This window comes from Pantoea sp. GABEPS69, assembly GCF_045780835.1.
Taxonomy (GTDB): Bacteria; Pseudomonadota; Gammaproteobacteria; order Enterobacterales; family Enterobacteriaceae; genus Pantoea; species Pantoea septica.
The window spans coordinates 1529686-1546732 of the sequence record NZ_CP118618.1 but is presented as its reverse complement, the minus strand read 5'-3'; the positions used below and the strand labels follow the sequence as shown (position 1 = coordinate 1546732).

The 17047-nt window shown below is 58.7% G+C and carries 18 protein-coding genes and 1 tRNA gene; 7 read left to right on the top strand and 12 right to left on the bottom strand.

Translation table 11 applies throughout. The features are described from left to right. Positions 1 to 11: 11 nt before the first annotated feature. On the top strand, positions 12 to 1604 hold the full coding sequence (locus tag PVE98_RS07340) for a methyl-accepting chemotaxis protein (protein WP_096073386.1): 1593 nt from the start codon (positions 12 to 14) through the stop codon (positions 1602 to 1604). 40 nt (positions 1605 to 1644) lie between these two features. On the opposite strand, the gene PVE98_RS07335 is transcribed toward PVE98_RS07340, so the two are convergent. Continuing rightward, positions 1645 to 1896, bottom strand: coding sequence for an Arc family DNA-binding protein (locus tag PVE98_RS07335; protein WP_048781596.1), 252 nt, complete (start codon positions 1894 to 1896; stop codon positions 1645 to 1647). Between the two features lie 78 nt (positions 1897 to 1974). Continuing rightward, positions 1975 to 2673 carry a phosphohydrolase gene (locus tag PVE98_RS07330; RefSeq protein ID WP_033749854.1) on the bottom strand — a complete coding sequence of 233 codons (699 nt, stop codon included), beginning with the start codon at positions 2671 to 2673 and terminating at the stop codon, positions 1975 to 1977. Positions 2674 to 3277: 604 nt separating this feature from the next. On the opposite strand from PVE98_RS07330, the gene PVE98_RS07325 reads away from it, so the two are divergent. From PVE98_RS07325 to PVE98_RS07315, 3 genes are all read left to right on the top strand, one after another. Beyond that, positions 3278 to 3955, top strand: coding sequence for a hypothetical protein (locus tag PVE98_RS07325; protein ID WP_033749856.1), 678 nt, complete (start codon positions 3278 to 3280; stop codon positions 3953 to 3955). A gap of 160 nt (positions 3956 to 4115) precedes the next feature. Continuing rightward, positions 4116 to 4892 carry a DgsA anti-repressor MtfA gene (gene mtfA / locus PVE98_RS07320; protein ID WP_048781600.1) on the top strand — a complete coding sequence of 259 codons (777 nt, stop codon included), beginning with the start codon at positions 4116 to 4118 and terminating at the stop codon, positions 4890 to 4892. A 103-nt stretch (positions 4893 to 4995) separates the two neighbouring features. Then, positions 4996 to 5071, top strand: a tRNA-Asn gene (locus PVE98_RS07315). Between the two features lie 393 nt (positions 5072 to 5464). On the opposite strand, the gene PVE98_RS07310 is transcribed toward PVE98_RS07315, so the two are convergent. Next, complete coding sequence (locus PVE98_RS07310) at positions 5465 to 5722, bottom strand: LysM peptidoglycan-binding domain-containing protein (RefSeq protein ID WP_096073387.1); 258 nt, start codon at positions 5720 to 5722, stop codon at positions 5465 to 5467. A 415-nt stretch (positions 5723 to 6137) separates the two neighbouring features. On the opposite strand from PVE98_RS07310, the gene PVE98_RS07305 reads away from it, so the two are divergent. From PVE98_RS07305 to PVE98_RS07295, 3 genes are all read left to right on the top strand, one after another. After that, positions 6138 to 6398: a GlsB/YeaQ/YmgE family stress response membrane protein gene (locus PVE98_RS07305; protein WP_096073388.1), complete on the top strand. Its 261-nt coding sequence runs from the start codon at positions 6138 to 6140 to the stop codon at positions 6396 to 6398. Between the two features lie 21 nt (positions 6399 to 6419). Continuing rightward, complete coding sequence (locus PVE98_RS07300) at positions 6420 to 6800, top strand: YidB family protein (RefSeq protein ID WP_096073389.1); 381 nt, start codon at positions 6420 to 6422, stop codon at positions 6798 to 6800. A gap of 81 nt (positions 6801 to 6881) precedes the next feature. Next, positions 6882 to 7226 (top strand): hypothetical protein, encoded by a 345-nt coding sequence (locus tag PVE98_RS07295; RefSeq protein ID WP_033749866.1) that lies wholly within the window; start codon positions 6882 to 6884, stop codon positions 7224 to 7226. Between the two features lie 273 nt (positions 7227 to 7499). Here PVE98_RS07295 and PVE98_RS07290 read toward each other — a convergent pair whose 3' ends face one another. The 9 genes from PVE98_RS07290 to livM form a co-directional block, all read right to left on the bottom strand. After that, positions 7500 to 8252: an alpha/beta hydrolase gene (locus tag PVE98_RS07290; RefSeq protein ID WP_333620292.1), complete on the bottom strand. Its 753-nt coding sequence runs from the start codon at positions 8250 to 8252 to the stop codon at positions 7500 to 7502. A gap of 8 nt (positions 8253 to 8260) precedes the next feature. After that, positions 8261 to 9325: a class I mannose-6-phosphate isomerase gene (locus PVE98_RS07285; RefSeq protein ID WP_096073391.1), complete on the bottom strand. Its 1065-nt coding sequence runs from the start codon at positions 9323 to 9325 to the stop codon at positions 8261 to 8263. An 18-nt stretch (positions 9326 to 9343) separates the two neighbouring features. Continuing rightward, the gene (locus tag PVE98_RS07280) at positions 9344 to 10201 is read right to left on the bottom strand and encodes a glucose 1-dehydrogenase (protein WP_096073392.1); all 858 of its coding nucleotides are present in this window, start codon (positions 10199 to 10201) and stop codon (positions 9344 to 9346) included. Between the two features lie 211 nt (positions 10202 to 10412). Continuing rightward, the gene (locus tag PVE98_RS07275) at positions 10413 to 12215 is read right to left on the bottom strand and encodes a DNA/RNA non-specific endonuclease (RefSeq protein WP_227741486.1); all 1803 of its coding nucleotides are present in this window, start codon (positions 12213 to 12215) and stop codon (positions 10413 to 10415) included. Positions 12216 to 12338: 123 nt separating this feature from the next. Then, complete coding sequence (locus tag PVE98_RS07270) at positions 12339 to 12509, bottom strand: hypothetical protein (RefSeq protein WP_187143647.1); 171 nt, start codon at positions 12507 to 12509, stop codon at positions 12339 to 12341. Between the two features lie 107 nt (positions 12510 to 12616). Further along, positions 12617 to 14035, bottom strand: coding sequence for an EmmdR/YeeO family multidrug/toxin efflux MATE transporter (locus PVE98_RS07265; RefSeq protein ID WP_033749875.1), 1419 nt, complete (start codon positions 14033 to 14035; stop codon positions 12617 to 12619). A gap of 119 nt (positions 14036 to 14154) precedes the next feature. Further along, on the bottom strand, positions 14155 to 14904 hold the full coding sequence (locus PVE98_RS07260) for an ABC transporter ATP-binding protein (RefSeq protein ID WP_033749877.1): 750 nt from the start codon (positions 14902 to 14904) through the stop codon (positions 14155 to 14157). Then, the gene (locus PVE98_RS07255; RefSeq protein ID WP_048781748.1) at positions 14897 to 15772 is read right to left on the bottom strand and encodes an ABC transporter ATP-binding protein; all 876 of its coding nucleotides are present in this window, start codon (positions 15770 to 15772) and stop codon (positions 14897 to 14899) included. The genes PVE98_RS07260 and PVE98_RS07255 overlap by 8 nt, the downstream gene beginning before the upstream one ends. Next, a complete protein-coding gene (gene livM / locus PVE98_RS07250) occupies positions 15765 to 17042 on the bottom strand; it encodes a high-affinity branched-chain amino acid ABC transporter permease LivM (RefSeq protein ID WP_096073394.1) in 1278 nt (425 codons plus the stop codon). The genes PVE98_RS07255 and livM overlap by 8 nt, the downstream gene beginning before the upstream one ends. Between the last annotated feature and the right edge of the window lie 5 nt (positions 17043 to 17047).

Below are 17047 nucleotides of genomic sequence, written 5' to 3'. Positions count from 1 at the left end.
CAGGTTGCGCTATGTCCTCTGTCACTCTGTTCCCTCGCCGTTTTCATCTGCGTAAGCCGGGATTTCCTGGCTGGCTTAGCAGCCTGCGCGGCAACTTTACCCTGTTCGTCATCCTTTTCTGCCTGCTGCAGGCGCTGGGCGTCACGCTGCTCGCCGCGCAGGTCAGCCATACGCAAAGCGCGCTGGCGCAAACCGCCCTGCTACGGGAAAGGCTGGCCCTGCTCGATAAAGCGCGCATCGAACTGCTTACCGCCAGCGACAGCAGCCACCGCGCGGGTATCTATCTGATGCAGGATCAGCAGAGCGGCTCGGTAGACAGCTGGAAAAGTCTGGCCGACGGCGCCAGCGCTTCGCTGAAGCAGGCGAAAGCGCTGTTCGCGCGCTACCATGCCGACGAGAAAGGCGCGCTGGCGCAGGGCTTTACGCTGCTGGCGCAGGGGCTGGAAGAGCAGCTAAAAGGATTGAAGGATAACCAAATCGACGCCTTTTTTATGGTGCCGATGCAGGCCTATCAGCAGCAGTTTAACGACGCCTGGTTTGCGGAGATCGACGCGGCCAACAAAGCGCTCGGCGCGGTCAACCGCAGCACGCTGGCGAGTATGACGCATAGCCGCAACCTGTCGCTGCTGGTCAGCGCACTGCTGTTCGCGCTGCTGCTGGTGGGCGGCGTGCTGCTGGCGCGCGGCGTTATCGCACCGCTGCGCCACGCCAGCGTCCAGCTGCAGCGCATCGCCACTGGCGACCTGCTTCCGCCGCCCGCCGCCGGACGGCTGCAGTCGCGCGAAACGCAGCAGCTGTTCAGCGCCATGGCGGAGATGCGCCACGGGCTGCGTCATATCGTTGATGAGATCAATACCATCGCCGCCGGCGTGGCGGCGGGCGCAGGCGAGATGCAGCAGCATAACGCGCGCGTAAGCGCTCAGCATCAGTCGCAAAACGCCAGCTTCACCCATTTGTCGCAGCGGCTGCGTCGCGTGGCGGACGAGGTAGAGAGCAGCGCGCAGGTGTCGCAGCAGGCGACGCAGCAGGCGTACGACGCCGATCGGCTGATGCAGCAGTGCGTCTCGCGGGTAGACGAGATGGAGACGCAGATGCGCCAGATTGTCGCCGCCTCCGGGGATATCGCTGGGATCGTCGAGATGCTGGATAGCCTTTCGCTCCAGACGCGCCTGCTGGCGCTTAACGCGGCGATTGAGTCTGCGCATGCCGGCGTATACGGCCGCAGCTTTTCGGTGGTGGCGAAAGAGATCGGCATGCTCTCCAGCCAGAGCAGCGGGTCGACGCAGCGCATTGACGGTTTGATCCAGCATACGCAGCAGCATGTCGCTCAGGGTTTTAACAAGGTCAAAGTGCTGGAAACGCTGTTTCAGACCATCAGCAGTGCGGTAGCTGATATCGCCGTACAGCTGCAGGCGCTTCAGCAGAACGCCACGGCGCAAAGCACGCGCGTCAGCCATATCGCCGCCGAGATCCACAAGCTGGACGAGACGCTACAAGCCAACGCCGGTCTCAGCGCGCAGCAGCAGCAGGCCGCCGACGCCCTGCAGCAGCAGGCGGCGCGTCTGGCGCAGGGCGTGCGGCAGTTCCGCATTGAGCAGGCGTAAACGACGCCCATAAAAAAACCCGTCTCGCGACGGGTCTTTTTTATTTCTTCTTCTTGGTCTGTTTCTTCAGCAGGGCGCGAAGCTGTTTGACCTCGTCCGCGGAAAACGCGTTTGACGCAGTTTCCGCCGTATCCTGATTGTCTACCGCAGAGGCGGTGGGCGGCAGCAGGCTCTCCTGTAAACGCTGAACAATCTCCTGACTCATTGAGATTTGATTCTCCAGCGCCAGCTGTTTCAACTGCTCTTTCAGCGCCGGATCGATCTTAATCGTCAAATTTACCGTCTCAGTCATTCTGTTACTCCCTTCGTTATTTATCATCAACGTAGCGGAAGTCACGGGCGTTTAACATACTGTCATAAAAATTTAATATTAGGCGCGTAAGGGGCTGAAATCACGCAACACTGACTCATCGAAGCTGGTGAGGTTGCCCTGCAGCTCAGCGCATAGCTTGGCCATATAGTGCACCAGGAAGTCGGCGTTATGCTGCGCCAGCGCCCTGCCCGCCTCGGTCTGCATCGTATCGGGGAGCCGCAGCAGCTTCTTCTGAAAGTGATCGAGCGTCCAGTTGACGTCGTTGAGCTCGCGCATCTTGCCGAGCGGATCCTCATTATCGAACAGCGGCCGGTTAAGCGCGCCGGCCGTATAGAACACGCGCGCCAGCCCGATAGCGCCCAGCGATTCGAGTCGATCGGCGTCCTGGACGATTTTCGCCTCTAGCGTTTCCGGCGCGATAGCCGCGCTGAAGCTGTGCGCCTTAACGGCGTGCGCCACCGCCGGGATCAGCGCATCAGGAAAGTCGGGAAAATCCTGCGTCAGAATGCGTGCGGTCTCTTCGGCAGCATAGGTCGAGGCAAGATGGCGTTCGGGGTGATTTTTCGGCAGGTTGACCACATCGTGAAAGTAGCAGGCGGTGAGCACGACCAGCGGACTGGCGTCGCTGCCTGCCATAATACGCTGCGCGCTCATCCAGACACGACGCAAATGGGCGATATCGTGCGCCTTGTCATCATGAACCCAGTTAATCTGAAACCAGCTTTCGAAGCGCGTTTGCCAGAGTGAGAGCGACATGGCTTATCTCCCTGTTAATGTTTTGGTACTGGTCTTAACATCGGACCGTACGCAGTGGGACGTCATCTTACCGAGTAGCTGATGACAAATTTTTGACACAGGGTGGTGTAAAATGCGCAGTGACAAAACCGGTTCGAAAAAAATGAGACCGGGATCGAGTTATAGCGCTAATTCAAGCATTATCCCAGTTTTTAACAAACTTTCAGCATTAACCCATATCAATTAGCTTAAGCAAAACTTATTAATATCGCTCAAAATTGACGCGCTGCGTCTGAAGCCGGCAAGGAAGCTCACCTGAGGCGAAACCCAGGCCCATTCAGGATATCGCCGCTTTGTGAAGGTTAAAGAATCTGAAAAGGTTTCAAAAATGCCCGATATAACGTACTGTATCCGGGTTATACCAGGTAAGGGACCACTTAGTAGACTCGGACTGGTGCGTTTTTTGCATTTTCGCTTTTTCCTAAAGGCAAATCGTTGTGTTGCCGTTACTGTAAGGCATCAAATTGTTAAGCGGATTGATGTAAATTCATCACCCCTGCACGCAGGCGCAAGACAGCGGTTTAATGTGTGTCCACCGGGTTCTATGTATATTCAGAGGTAATCAATGAAAGAACGGCCGATTCTTTTTTCCGAACAGCGGGTTCGCGCCCTGCTGGTTGGCCAGCAAACCCAGACCCGGCGCATCATGAAAACGCAGTCTTTCGGACCCGGTCAGGATCACCATGAAGGCGTGCATGCCTTTGACGTTAACGCCAACCATCTGCACGGCTATAAGCTGATGTCGATGGCCGATATCAGCCAGCACTGCCCTTACGGCAAGCCGGGCGATATTCTCTGGGTGCGCGAAACCTGGCGCGGACCTATCGTGCCGGAAAACGATCTGGCGGAGTATGAGCGCGATCCGGCGCCGTTCCGCCTGCCGGCGTTTTGCCAGTACCGCGCCGACAATAACGAGCTGGGACACCATGCCCAGAGCGGCCCGGAAGCCGATCAGTTCGGCTGGCAGACCGCCATTCACATGCCGCGCTGGGCCAGCCGCATCAACCTGCAGATCACCGCCGTGCGCGCGGAAAAAATCCAGGATATCAGCGAAGATGACATCATGGCCGAGGGCGTGCAGACCGATTCGCACTTCCTCAATAACTTCTTCACCATGAACATGAATGCGGAGTCGCCTAAAGAGGCCTACCGCAAGGCGTGGCAGAAGCAGTACGGCGCCACCAGCTGGGAAGTGAATCCCTGGGTCTGGGTGATTGAATTTGAGCGCGTCGCGCGCAATTAATAGCGCTTTGCGGGCTGAATCACAGACAAATTGCATGCTAAGCGGTTGAATAGACAGCTTTCACCCCTGCAGCCTGATTAAGGTGCCAGCGACCGCTTCGGATGCTGGCATTTTTTCTGGCGGACAGGATAGCGCGGGTAATTCGTCAGCGAGTATTGCGATGTTTAAATGGCCATGGAAAAACGAGAACCGCACCGTGCTTGCCGATCTTCCCTGGCGTCAGGCGCTGGCGCAGCCGGTGTTCAGCTGGCTGGACGAGGATGAGCAGCAGGCGCTGATCGCCATGGCGCAGCGTTTCCTGCAGCAAAAGAAACTGGTGCCGCTGCAGGATGTCGAGCTGGATGAACTGCACAGCGCGCGGCTCGCCCTGCTCTTCTGTCTGCCGGTATTAAAGCTGGGGCTGGAGTGGCTCGACGGCTTTCACGATGTGCTGATCTACCCGGAACCTTTTGAGGTAGCGGACAGCTGGGAAGATGAACAGGGACTGGTGCATCACGCCGCTGCGGTGCATGCCGGACAGAGCTGGACGCAGGGTCCAATCGTGCTCAACTGGCTCGACCTTCAGGACGCTTTCGATCTCTCCGGCTACAACCTGGTGATCCATGAGGTGGCGCACAAGCTCGACGCGCGCGGCCGCGGCTATACCAGCGGCATACCGGTGATGCCGCTGCGTGATGTGGCGGTGTGGGAAAAAGATCTGCGCGCCGCAATGGACGAGATTGAAAACGAGGTTGAACTGGTCGGCGAACAGGCCGCGACGATCGATCCCTACGCTGCCAGCGATCCCGCCGAGTGCTTTGCCGTGCTCTCCGAATACTTTTTTACCGCGCCTGATTTGTTATACGAGCGTTTTCCGGCGATGTACCGTCACCTGAGCCAGTTCTATCGTCAGCATCCGCTGCCGCGTTTTGACGGCTTTTTCACCGCCACCGCCTAATTCGCGATCGCTTTGCTGCAAAGCTAGCCAGTTGAATGCTAATGTGTTTTTCGCTGTTGACAGGCCGGAGCGCGGCCATTAATATGCGCCCCATCGACACGATTCCTCTGTAGTTCAGTCGGTAGAACGGCGGACTGTTAATCCGTATGTCACTGGTTCGAGTCCAGTCAGAGGAGCCATATTTGTACTTTCATGCCGCTTCGCGAATCTCGCTACGATGCAGATTCAACGGGTAAGCGTGAAAAGCCTTTCCGATGCGTGTTCTCTACCCGCAGCGCATCGGACAAGAGCGGTGGTCAGACTTCGCGTACTTTCATCGCCATGATGGCCTGGCCGCCCTCTCTCTCCGAAGCTCCCTCAATACGCAGCCTCAGCTTTCTCATAACTCTCTTTATGCGCATTCACTATTTTAATCATCCCGACTATCTTGCTATACAAGCGTATTAAGTAAAATTTTTCTTCCTGCCGCCTCGATGACGAGCAAGCGCTGAAAAAAGATTCACCGGCAGGCAAAATAAAAACGCCAGCTGCTTTTTATTCACTGCAACTGGCATAGAGAGATAGTCTGGCTATCACTCAGGAATATGCAGCACCTGACCCGGCATGATTTTATCAGGGCTGGTCAGCGTAGATTTATTCGCGTCGAAAATCTTCATATAGAGAGCAGCATCGCTGTAAAAATGTTTGGCAATAGAGCTTAACGTATCGCCTGACTGTACAGTATAGGTACGCTCATCTTTATTAGCGGTGGTGCTTTTCGCTTCATCGCTGTTTTCCACTGTTTTAAGCAGATCGCTGCCGATATCCTTAACCTTATCTAAAATACTCATATTCAAACCCTGTTTATTAAAACAATGCGTTTTTGAAATCGCTATATAAAGCTTAGCCTTTAGAGTGTAAGAAAATCTCAACGCATAAACAATTAATAGAGAATAAACAGAGAAACTATTCTCTTTTGTTAATTTAATTATCAATCATCTACAAGTGTATACATACATTCCATTATGATTATTTAAAGTATCGGCACAATCAGAAGAGAAACAAAGAATTAACAGTACCCCTGTAATAAACAACATCAGCTTAGCCTTCTTGTCATTTTTTAGCGCGACGAAGCGCACCCTCTTTATTAACTCTTCGATTGTTTACCCGAGGTTTAGAATGAAGATTGTCATAAAAATAACTCGCCATATACCATATACGCCTGACGATTTTTAATCAGATCAACCGATAACTAAGGAATGCGCAATGGGTATATTGTCATGGATTTTTTTTGGATTAGTCGCAGGCGTTCTGGCGCGATGCGTTATGCCTGGTAAGGAACATTTAGGGATTATCATGACTATCCTGCTCGGGGTCACAGGCGCGCTGATCGGCGGCGTAATCAGTACCGCGCTTGGATTCGGCCAGGTCAGCGGATTCAACCTTTACAGCATTTTAATTTCTACCGCGGGCGCCATTATCGTTTTGTTTGTGGTGCATAAAATCAGAGCGCTAAAACAAGCATAATATTTACTTAAGGTGATAAAGATGGGTTTACTGGATACTATTCTGGAACTGGTTGGCGTTAATGATAAAGCTGGGCAGGAATTAAAAGGCGTTTTGCAATGGATAGAACAACAAGGCGGTATTCAAGCCATTATTAATCATCTGCAGGCGGGTGAATTTAGCGATATCGTCAAATCCTGGCTCGGCGATGAGAATAATATGGCCATTAGCAGCGATATCGTGCAAAGAATGTTTAGTACGGAAGCGGTTCAACAGTTAGCCAGTAATGTCGGCGTAAACAGCGAGGATGCCGCTAACCTGCTGGCTAAATATCTTCCTCAGTTAGTTGACAAAATCTCTTCTGCCGGGGCTATTGCTAAAGAGGCCGATCTTGCCTCTGCGATTAGCGGGTTCAAGCGCTAAGGTAAGCACCAGAAAATTCGAGCCCCGGCGCATTAGCCGGGGCTTATGATCCTGCCCGATATCGATACAGTTGAGTGACAGATGATCATTCCGAAAGCCAGATTTTTAAGGCAATGCTATTTGAAAAATCTATCCCAGTCGCAACATCTCGCCCAGAGAGAATCTTTTAAAATCACCAACGACATTGTCAACGCACTGCGACAGCCTGAAACGCACAAACTCGGCTCTTTCGTCTATGCCGGCCTAAAAGAGAAGTATCCTCTGCTGTCGAGCGGCGCATTCGAAGAATACCTGACAGAGATAAAAAACAGGTTTGAAGATGCAGGCTATAAGGTGGAATATGCATTTGCTAATAACGGCCTCTCTTTCCATATTGACTGGAGAAGCGAAGAGATAAGCCAGGAGATAACCGATAAGAGTGAATAGTTGCATTACCTTAGTCCTGAGTAAACGCCACACCTGAGTTAACAGACTTCCAGCCGCACTGCCTCAGCCGCGCTTTATGCCCGCTTCTTTTAACAGCGAACGACTTTTCGTTCAGTTTGTCCTCCAGCCGTTTATCTTATCAGCCTCAGCGGCGACCAGCGTCACGCACCTCTGCCAATCGCCAACAGCCAGAGCGGTTTTCAGAAGGTTAAAAAGCCCGCTCAGAGCAAACTGAGCGGGCCATGTGGGTAGTTTAACGCTTTAACCACAGGCTCAGAGATGGCGCTGTGCAAACGCCAGCATCCGCTCCGCCAGCGCCTGCGGCGTCTGCATCGGCATCAGGTGCCCGGCGCCGTCGATGATCTCCAGCTCGCCCTGCGGCAAATGGGCGCGCATCACCTCCAGCTGCGCCTCAACGCCTGGCACGTTGCCATCCTCGCTGCCGAGCACCATCATGGCGGGCAGCTCAAGACGGCCAATCTGCTCGCGCAGATCTTCCCGACTGCCGTGCAACGCCCAGGCGTGAAAAGCAGCCGGCGCGGCACTTTGCGCATCGGCAATCGCCACCTCGCGCAGCCCGTCCGGCAGGCGCGCAGAGCAGGCGCCGTCGACAAAGGTCTCTGCCTGCTGGCGCGAGCCGTCAAAAGCGGCCTGCGCCTGACGATCCTGCTCGCTCATCGGCTGCGGCCCGGGCGGCGATGGCGCCACCAGCACCAGACGCTGAAGGTAATCGGGCCGCCGGGTGGCAAGCGCCAGCGCCACTTTACCGGTCATAGAGTGGCCGACAAGGATCACCTTCTCCAGCTGCAGATGGCGAAGGGTTTCATCAACCCGATCCGCCATTGCAGCCACATCATAATCGTCCATGCCCGATGCTGCGCCAAAGCCCGGCATATCTAGCGCCACGCAGCGGGCGGCGCGGTCAAGCCAGGGCAGCGTGGGAAACCAGGTGCGATGCGATCCGCCCAGATAGTGCATCAGCACAAATGTCGTCTCGCCCTCTCCCTGCAAGCTGTAAGGCAGCATAGCCCCTCCTATATCATCGTGCCGTGAATGTCGCCCAGCTGCGCAATCGCCGCCTCGCTATAGCCCGACTGCCGCAGCGGCGCGACCACCTCGCGCGCCAAATCGGGTACATAGCCGATTAGCAGTTCACCGGCGTCGCGCAGCGTCGCCTCCGCCAGCGCGGCGGGCAGTAGCAGCGATTCGGCGCGGCCCAGCGCGACGCTGACGCCGTTCGCCTCGACCGTTAACGGCTCGCCGAGGTTGGAAAGGATACGCGCGCTGTCGAAGCTGAGCCGCTGCGGCTCGCTAAAGCGCCAGCGCTCCAGCGCAAAATAGGGGCCCGCGCAGCAGAACAGACGCGTCAGCCCTTTCGCCTCCAGCGCCAGTCCCGGCTGCGGCGCGCAGCGCAGTTCCGGCCGCAGCTCCTGCAACAGCGCGTCGATATTGTTTTCCCACTCCCTCTGAGAAAGGCGCGAACCATCCTCCATACGCCACGGCATCGCATGCTGCTGGATATTGGAGGTTTGCTCAATTTCATAGATCAGGGTGTCGGGGCCGAAGCTGTGCAGCATGCCGCCGGGCACATAAAAGGTGTCGCCCGCTTTTACCGGCACCCGATGCATCACCGCATCGTAATCCTGCGCCAGCAGCGCGGCCTTAAGGCGAGCGTTATCTACGCCGTCGCGCACGCCCAGCAGACAGGTGGCGTCAGGCGCGGCCCACAGGATATGCCAGGCTTCGCTTTTGCCGTTCGGCTGTTGCTCAAGCCGTTGTGCCAGCGCGTCGTTAGCGTGCAGGTGAACCGGCAGCATGCCGCTTCCGTCGATAAACTTACTGAGCAGCGGAAAAAAGGGGCCGCGCCAGCCAGGGGCGACCATCTCGTCAGGATAGCGTTCGGTGAGCTGGCGCAGCGTCTGGCCCGCCAGCTCGCCGTTGGTGACGGAGGCGATCATGCCGTCCACGTCGCTGATTTCCCAGCTCTCCGCCACGCGCGTCTCAGGCAGCTCCGCTTTTCCCAACTGCTCTCTGATACGCTGCCCGCCGAAGATATGCGTGGCGAGGGGCGTAGTCAGCTTTAAAGGATAAGCGTTCATCTCTCCTCCTGGACGAAATCAGATAACCGCGACGCCGCCTGTCACTGCAATAGTCGCGCCGGAAATATAGCTGGCTTCGTCACTGGCCAGCATTACATAGGTCGGTACCAGTTCGGCAGGCTGCCCCATACGCTCCAGCGGCACTTCGCTGCCGAAGCTTTCCACCTGCTCCGGCGGCATAGTGGCCGGGATCAGCGGCGTCCAGATGGGGCCAGGCGCAACGGCGTTGGCGCGGATCCCTTTCTCCGCCAGCAGTGCCGCCAGACCGCCGGAAAAGTTTACGATAGCGGCTTTGGTCGCTGAGTAGGGAAGCAGTTTCGGCTTTGGCTGGTCGGCATTCACCGAGGCGGTATTGATAATGGAACCGCCGGCCGGCATGTGCGGCACGGCCGCCTTGCAGATATAGAACATGGCGTAAAGATTGGTTTTCATGGTGCGATCGAATTCGTCATCGCTGATCTCCTCCAGCGCGGTGCGCGTCATCTGGAAGGCGGCGTTATTCACCACGATGTCGATTTTGCCGAAGCGCTCAGCCGTCTGCGCCACGATGCTGCGGCAATGCTCTGCTTCGGTCACGTCGCCGGCGATCAGCAGCGCCTGCTGGCCCGCCTCTTCCACCAGTTTCGCCGTATCTTTCGCGTCTTCATGCTCATCCAGGTAGGAGATCACCACGTCCGCGCCTTCGCGGGCGTAGGCGATGGCAACGGCGCGGCCGATACCGGAGTCGCCGCCGGTAATAATGGCGGTTTTGCCTTTCAGGCGGCCGGATCCCTGATAGCTGGTTTCACCATGGTCGGGTTTAGGATCCATTTTGAGGAAGCTGCCGGGCCATTCCTGCTGCTGCGCCTGCTGAGGATTCTGGGGACGATCTGTCATAGGTTCTCTCCTTTTAGCAACTCTCGCACGCTCGTCAGTAGAGCTGAATCGTTATCAGCCTCGAGCCCTAAGTGTAGCAGCCATGTCAGAATCGCAAGTCTGCGTGCTAAGCGTAACGGTTTGAAGGAACAACGATTTTAGCGAAAAGAGAGCGTAAAAAAGCCCGCGCAGACGAGGCTGAGCGGGCTTTCAGGCGCAGCAGGCGCAGCGGCTAAAGCAGATCTTCCCAGCTCATAATCAGCTTCGCCGGCAGCGGTTGCGCCAGTAGAGTTTCATCCGGCTGCCAGCTCTCCCAGTCGCGAAAAGCGGCGAAGTTCAGCCCGGTCAGCGTCTCCAGCGCGCTGACCGTCACACGGTACTCGTCAACGTTGGGGCGCGGCGTCGTCTGCGCATGAGGCAGCACGCGGCGCGGCTCATCCAGCAGCTCCGCCTGGCTGACCAGCAGCGCCGTTGCCTGCGGCTTGCCCGCGGCGTTGATGCGCAGCACCACCTTCCAGAACATCAGCGGCACCTGCCATTCTGCATACTGCCGCCACTGATCGTTCAGGACCGGGCCGGTCAGCACGCTGATTTTCTGCTTCGACGCCAGCACGCCCGACTCCAGAATATAGCGCTCGACGCCCTGCCAGTACTGCAGGCTCTGATTGAAGCGAAAATGCTGCGGCGAACAGTTGGTAAAGTGAAAAGTATCTTTGTTGGCGCGTACCGCTTCCGCCGCCGTGCCCCAGGTGGGATCGCTGCGGCGCGTGAGATGGCCGCGATCGAACCAGCGGCTGAACTCGCTGTAAAAGGCCTGGCCGGTAACGTAGCGGCTGTCGATACGGCTCTCGTCGACCCAGCGATCTCCCTCCTCCAGCAGCGACGGCTGACCGTTGCCGCGATCGATGGCGATATAGCGCGCGCCGTCGATGTTGGTGGCGGTAAAAAAGGCGAGACGCCGTTCGGCGTTCATCAGCAGAGAGAAGTGCTCATAGTCGAGCTGCGCTGCTGCGCCCTGACGGCCGTCGCGCAGCGGCGCCACTTCGGCGGCGCGCGGCGCGATAATAGCTGCCAGATCGATCGGCGCGTTCTCAAGGAAATCTGCCTGAAAGCCGTCGCGGTTGCCGTAGCCGTTCTCCGACGCGGCAGAGGTTGCCAGCGGAGCCGCGCTGTCGCTGGCGGTCAGCGCCTGTATCAACAGCGCCTGCTGCGGCGCAGGCAGCTGTGGCAGCTCGCCCTTCAGCCAGTCGATAACGGCGCTGATGCGAATCCCTTCATTCACCCAGCCGTCGTCGCTCTCCACGCCGCCGTGGTGCAGCGCCACCAGCTGCCAGCCATCGTTGAATACTGGCGCGCCGGAGGAGCCGCCGTCGGTATCGGCCGCGTAGTGCAGCAGCTGCTCGTGACGCGCCAGCAGCGCGTTGTTGCGCAAGGTAATCTGCTGCGGCGCGCCGCCCGGATGGTGGATAAGGTTGAGGCTGATGCCCAGCGCATGTTTGTCGTTGCGATCGTTAAGCGCCAGCGGCTGCGGCGCATCGCCGTCTCCACCGGTAACCTCCCCCAGCGCAATCAGGGTGCAGTCGAGCTCATCGGTGGGGCTGGTGAGAAAAAAACGCGCGGCATCGACGCCACAGGTGACGCCGTCCACCAGCTCGCCCGCCTCGGTGCGCCGCCAGCCGAACTGCAGAGTAATACGGCCCGGCGCAGGCGGCTCTGGCAGCAGATGATGGTTGGTGATAAGCAGGCCGCCGTGGGTTAAAAACGCGCTGCCAGCAGGCACGCCATCGTCGCGTAGCAGCGCCACGCCGCGCGCACAGGCCAGGCCCTGCGCTAAAAAGGCGACCGGCAGCAGATCGTTACTGTTGCCGGTGATGACGCCCTGACGCAGATGCTGTTGAAAGGCGTAGCGCTGCGCGCGGGCGCGATCCGGCTCCGCGGTAACGCCCTGCGCCAGTGCGGCGCGGGTCTGCGCACGCTGCTGCGCGGTCAGTGCCAGCCGCGCGCTAATCAGCGCGGCACTCTCTTTATCGCTCATTCGCTTCTCCAGGATAAAAGGCATGCTGCCCTGTTAACCATAGCCGCTGCGGCTCTACCACAGACGAAAAAAAGCCCGCCGGGTGAGAGCGGGCTTTAGTGCCGATAGCGATAACAGGGCGCGCTATTTTTCATGGTAGCGATGCACGGAGGGAAAATATTCAAAGCCGTAAAGCTGGCTAATGGGAAGCAGCAGCTCCTGCTCCAGGCTTAATTCACTCTCGCCGTGCAAATCGCGTTTGCGCGCCTGCCAGACGGCGACGCGTTTTTTCCACAGCTGCAGCAATGCTTTCATCGGGTTGATCCTCCGTTGTTGAGAGGTTCAGTAAACCCTCGGCGCTGCCGCAGCTGAACCATTAATTTCTGCGTTTTATTGCCGAAAAACAGCTAAACGCCGGACGGCTACTGCTGCTTCGCCATCTTCGCCATCATTTTGCGGTAATTATCTAGCCACTTGCCGCTCTTCAGCCGCCACCAGAAACAGGCGCCGCGCACCGCCCAGTCGAGGAACATGCCGAGCCAGACGCCGACCACGCCCATGCCGAGCATGATGCCCAGCACGTAGCCCACCACGACGCGCGCGCCCCACATGCTGAACATTGAGACGTACATGGTGTAACGCGCGTCGCGCGCGCCTTTCAGCCCCGCAGGCAATACCCAGGAAGCGGCCCAGATCGGCATAAAGGCGGCGTTGAGCCAGATAAGATGCTGCGTCACGCTGATAACGTCCGGATCGCGGGTATAGAAGCGCGCCAGCACGCCGGAGAGCGGCACGGTCATAAACGCCAGCGCGCAGAGACAGAGGCTCGCCAGCCAGAAAACGTGCCTGATCTGCCGCTCCGCCTGATAGACCTGGTTGCGCCCCAGACGGGTGCCGGTGATGATGGTCGAGGCAGAGCCCAGCGCGTTGCCCGGCAGGTTAATGAGCGAGGCGATAGAGAAGGCGATAAAGTTGCCGGCGATGGCGTCGGTGCCCATGCCCGCCACAAACACCTGGGTCAGCAGCTTGCCGCCGTTGAAGAGCACCGATTCGATGCTCGCCGGCACGCCGATGCCCAGCACTTCCATCAGGATTTTTAAGTCCCAGCGGCGGAAATAGCTCGGCAAGCTGATCTTCAGCGAGGCGTTAAAACCGATCATCAGCACGTAAATCACGCCGATTGCGCCAATATAGCGCGAGATGGTCAGCCCCAGGCCGGCGCCGACGAAACCCAGCCCCTCCCAGGAGAAGGCGCCGTAGATCAACACGCTGCTGATGACGATATTGAGGATGTTCATCCCGCCGTTGATCAGCATCGGGATTTTGGTATTTCCTGCCCCGCGCAGCGCGCCGCTGCCGATCAGCGCTATCGCCGCCGCCGGATAGCTCCACGCCGAAGTCTGCAAATAGCTCAGCGCCAGCTCTTTGACTTTGGGCTCCGCGCCGCCGGCGATCAGATCGATGATCAGATGCCCCCACAGCTCGATGGCGAACACCAGCACCAGCGACAGCACCGTCATCAGCGCCAGCGACTGGCGCGTGGCGGCGCGGGCGCGCTTGCCGTTGCGCTTCGCCAGGCTGAAGGCGACCACCACCGTGGTGCCGAGATCGATGGCGGCAAAGAAAGAGATGATGATGATGTTGAAGCTGTCCGCCAGCCCAACGCCCGCCATCGCCTCTTTGCCCAGCCAGCTCACCAGGAATGTGCTTAATACGCCCATCAGCATCACGCACAGGTTTTCGATGAAGATGGGCACCGCCAGGGGCGTGATCTCACGCCAGAACAGCGTGCGATAAAAGCGGCGTTTGGGATACCACGCCGTGCGCTTTATCGCCTGCATCACTGCTACGCCAGGATTTTGCAAGGGAATAACCAAATCAGAACAGATTGGACAGGAGTTGTAATGATGGGTCCGCTTAACTATTTATGCAAAGCGTTTCCCTGTCTTTTCAATCATTATTACACTCTTTTCTCGCTCTTCACCGCAGCGGCTGCCGCGCCGCCCAGATAGGCGCTGCGCACCTCTTCGTTATCGAGCAGCTCCCGACCGCTGCCGCTGAGGCGAATCTCGCCGTTCGCCATTACATAGCCGCGATCGGCGAGCGCCAGCGCATGACGGGCGTTCTGCTCGACCAAAAACAGCGTCATGCCCTGCTGCGTCAGCTCGCGCAGAATGGCGAAGATCTGCTTAACCACAATCGGCGCCAGCCCGAGGCTTGGCTCGTCGAGCAGCAGCAGCCTGGGACGGCTCATCAGCGCGCGGGCGATGGCCAGCATCTGCTGCTCGCCGCCGGAAAGGGTCATCGCCCGCTGCCTGCGCCGCTCCAGCAGGCGCGGAAAGAGTTCATACATGCGCGCCAGATCGGCTTTCTGATGCGCGCTGCCGATGGCGATGGTGCCCATCAGCAAATTCTCTTCCACCGTCATATCGGCGAAAATCCGCCGGCCTTCTGGCGCCTGAGCGATGCCGCTGGCGGCGATAAAGTGGGTCGAGCGCTGGCTGATGGGCTCTCCCTGAAAGTAGATTTCTCCCTGCGCGATGCGCGGCTGGCCGAAAATCGACATCAGCAGCGTCGATTTGCCGGCGCCGTTGGCGCCGATCAGCGCCACGGTCTCGCCGGGCTGCACGCTAAGCGACACCTTTTTTAACGCCTGCACCGGGCCGTAGTAGAGATCGACCGCGTCAAATTTCAGCATCGGTTCAGCCATGAAGATCTTCCTCCTCTGCGCCAAGATAGGCGGCGATAACGCGTGGGTCCTGCTGGATCTGGCGCGGCGCGCCCTGAGCGATCACGTCGCCGTGGTCGAGCACCACGATATGGTCGGAGATCGCCATCACCATCGGCATATCATGCTCAATCAGCAGCACGCTGATACGGTGATCGGCGCGCAGGCGGTGCAGAATCGCGCTCAGCGCCTCGGTCTCCACGGGATTGAGCCCTGCCGCCGGTTCGTCGAGGCAGATTAGCTCCGGCTGGGTGCACATAGCGCGCGCTATCTCCAGCCGCCGCTGCTGGCCATAGGAGAGCGTTCCGGCCAGCCGATTGGCCGTCGGCGTCAGATCCACCGTCTCCAGCCAGTAGAAGGCGCGATCGAGCGCGCGGCTCTCCGCCTCGCGATAGCCGCGGGTATTGAAAATGCCCGCCAGCAGGTTGCGATTCGCCAGCATATGTTGCGCTACCAGCAGATTCTCAATCACCGACATCTCGCGGAACAGGCGGATATTTTGAAAGGTGCGCGCCAGTCCGGCGCGGTTCACCAGGTGCGCGCCGCCGAACATCTTGTACCAGAGCCGCGATCCCAGCTGCGTCGGTCGCAGCCAGTCCTGCGGCTGGATTTTCTGGCCGAGGATCTGAATGACGTCGGTGCTGCGCGCCTGAGCGTTCAGCAAGATGCGGCCGCCGCTGGCGCGGTAGAAGCCGGTCAGACAGTTAAAAACCGTGGTTTTGCCCGCGCCGTTAGGACCGATCAGCGAGGTGACCGAGCCGCGCTGCACGCGCAGGCTGACGTCGTTAAGCGCCTTGATGCCGCCGAAGCGCATCATCAGATGATCGACCTGCAAAATAGCGTCACTCATGGCGCACTCCTTTACGCGGCGCGACGCCGACGCGGCTGGTGCGCACCAGGCCGCGCGGCCGCCAGATCATCATCACCACCATCAGCATGCCGAACAGCAGCACGCGGTATTCGGCGAAGCTGCGCAGCAGCTCCGGCGCCACCGTCAGCACAAAGGCCGCCAGCACCACGCCGAGCGTCGAGCCCATTCCCCCCAGTACCACAATGGCGAGGATCAGCGCCGACTCGAAGAAGGTGAACGAGGTCGGATTGACGAATCCCTGATAGCTGGCGAAAAAGACGCCCGCGATGCCCGCCGTCGAGGCGCCGAGCATAAAAGCGGAGAGTTTCACCAGCACATGGTTTAGCCCCATCGCGCGACAGGCGATCTCATCTTCGCGCAGCGCTTCCCAGGCGCGCCCGACCGGCATGCGCGTCAGGCGATGCTTGATAAACAGCACCAGCGCCACCACCAGAACCAGCACCACATAGAGAAAGATAAACTTCATATTGGGGTTGTAGTCGAGGTGGAAAAACTCATGAAAAGGCACGCCGCCTTCGCGCGCGCGCCGACCAAACTCCAGACCGAGAAAAGTCGGCGACGGCACGGACACGCCGTTCGGGCCGCCGGTAAAGCTCAGCCAGTTGGTCAGCACCAGGCGGATGATCTCGCCAAATCCCAGGGTGACGATCGCCAGATAGTCGCCGTGCATGCGCAGCACCGGAAAGCCGAGCAGCGCCCCGGCGAAAGCGGCCAGCAGTGCGGCCAGCGGGAGCATGCTCCAGAATCCCAGCCCGAGATACTGATAGCCGAGCGCCAGCCCGTAAGCGCCGATAGCGTAAAACGCTACGTACCCGAGATCGAGCAGGCCCGCCAGCCCCACCACGATATTCAGCCCCAGCCCCAGCAGCACATAGATCAACCCGAGGATCGCCACGGTCAGCAGATATTTGCTGGAGAGAAAGGGAAACAGCAGCGCCGCCGCCAGCAGCAGCGGCAGGATCCAGCGCAGCCGCGAGCGATAGCCCGGTTCGCGCACGTAAACGCCGTCGTCCGCGCCTTCGAAGCGCCGCAGCAGCGCCCGTCCGCGCTCGGTCTGCAAAAAGAGACTGAGCAGCAGCCGCCCCGCCATCACTCCCGCCACCAGCAGCGCCACGCGCGCAGGGGCGAGCTGGAAGGCGTACCCTTTCAGCACCACGCCGACGATCGGTCCAAACACCACCACCGCAATCAGCCCGGCCAGCAGGGTTTCGCGCAGCGCCTGAGACACATTGATAGATCGACTCATCATCGCGC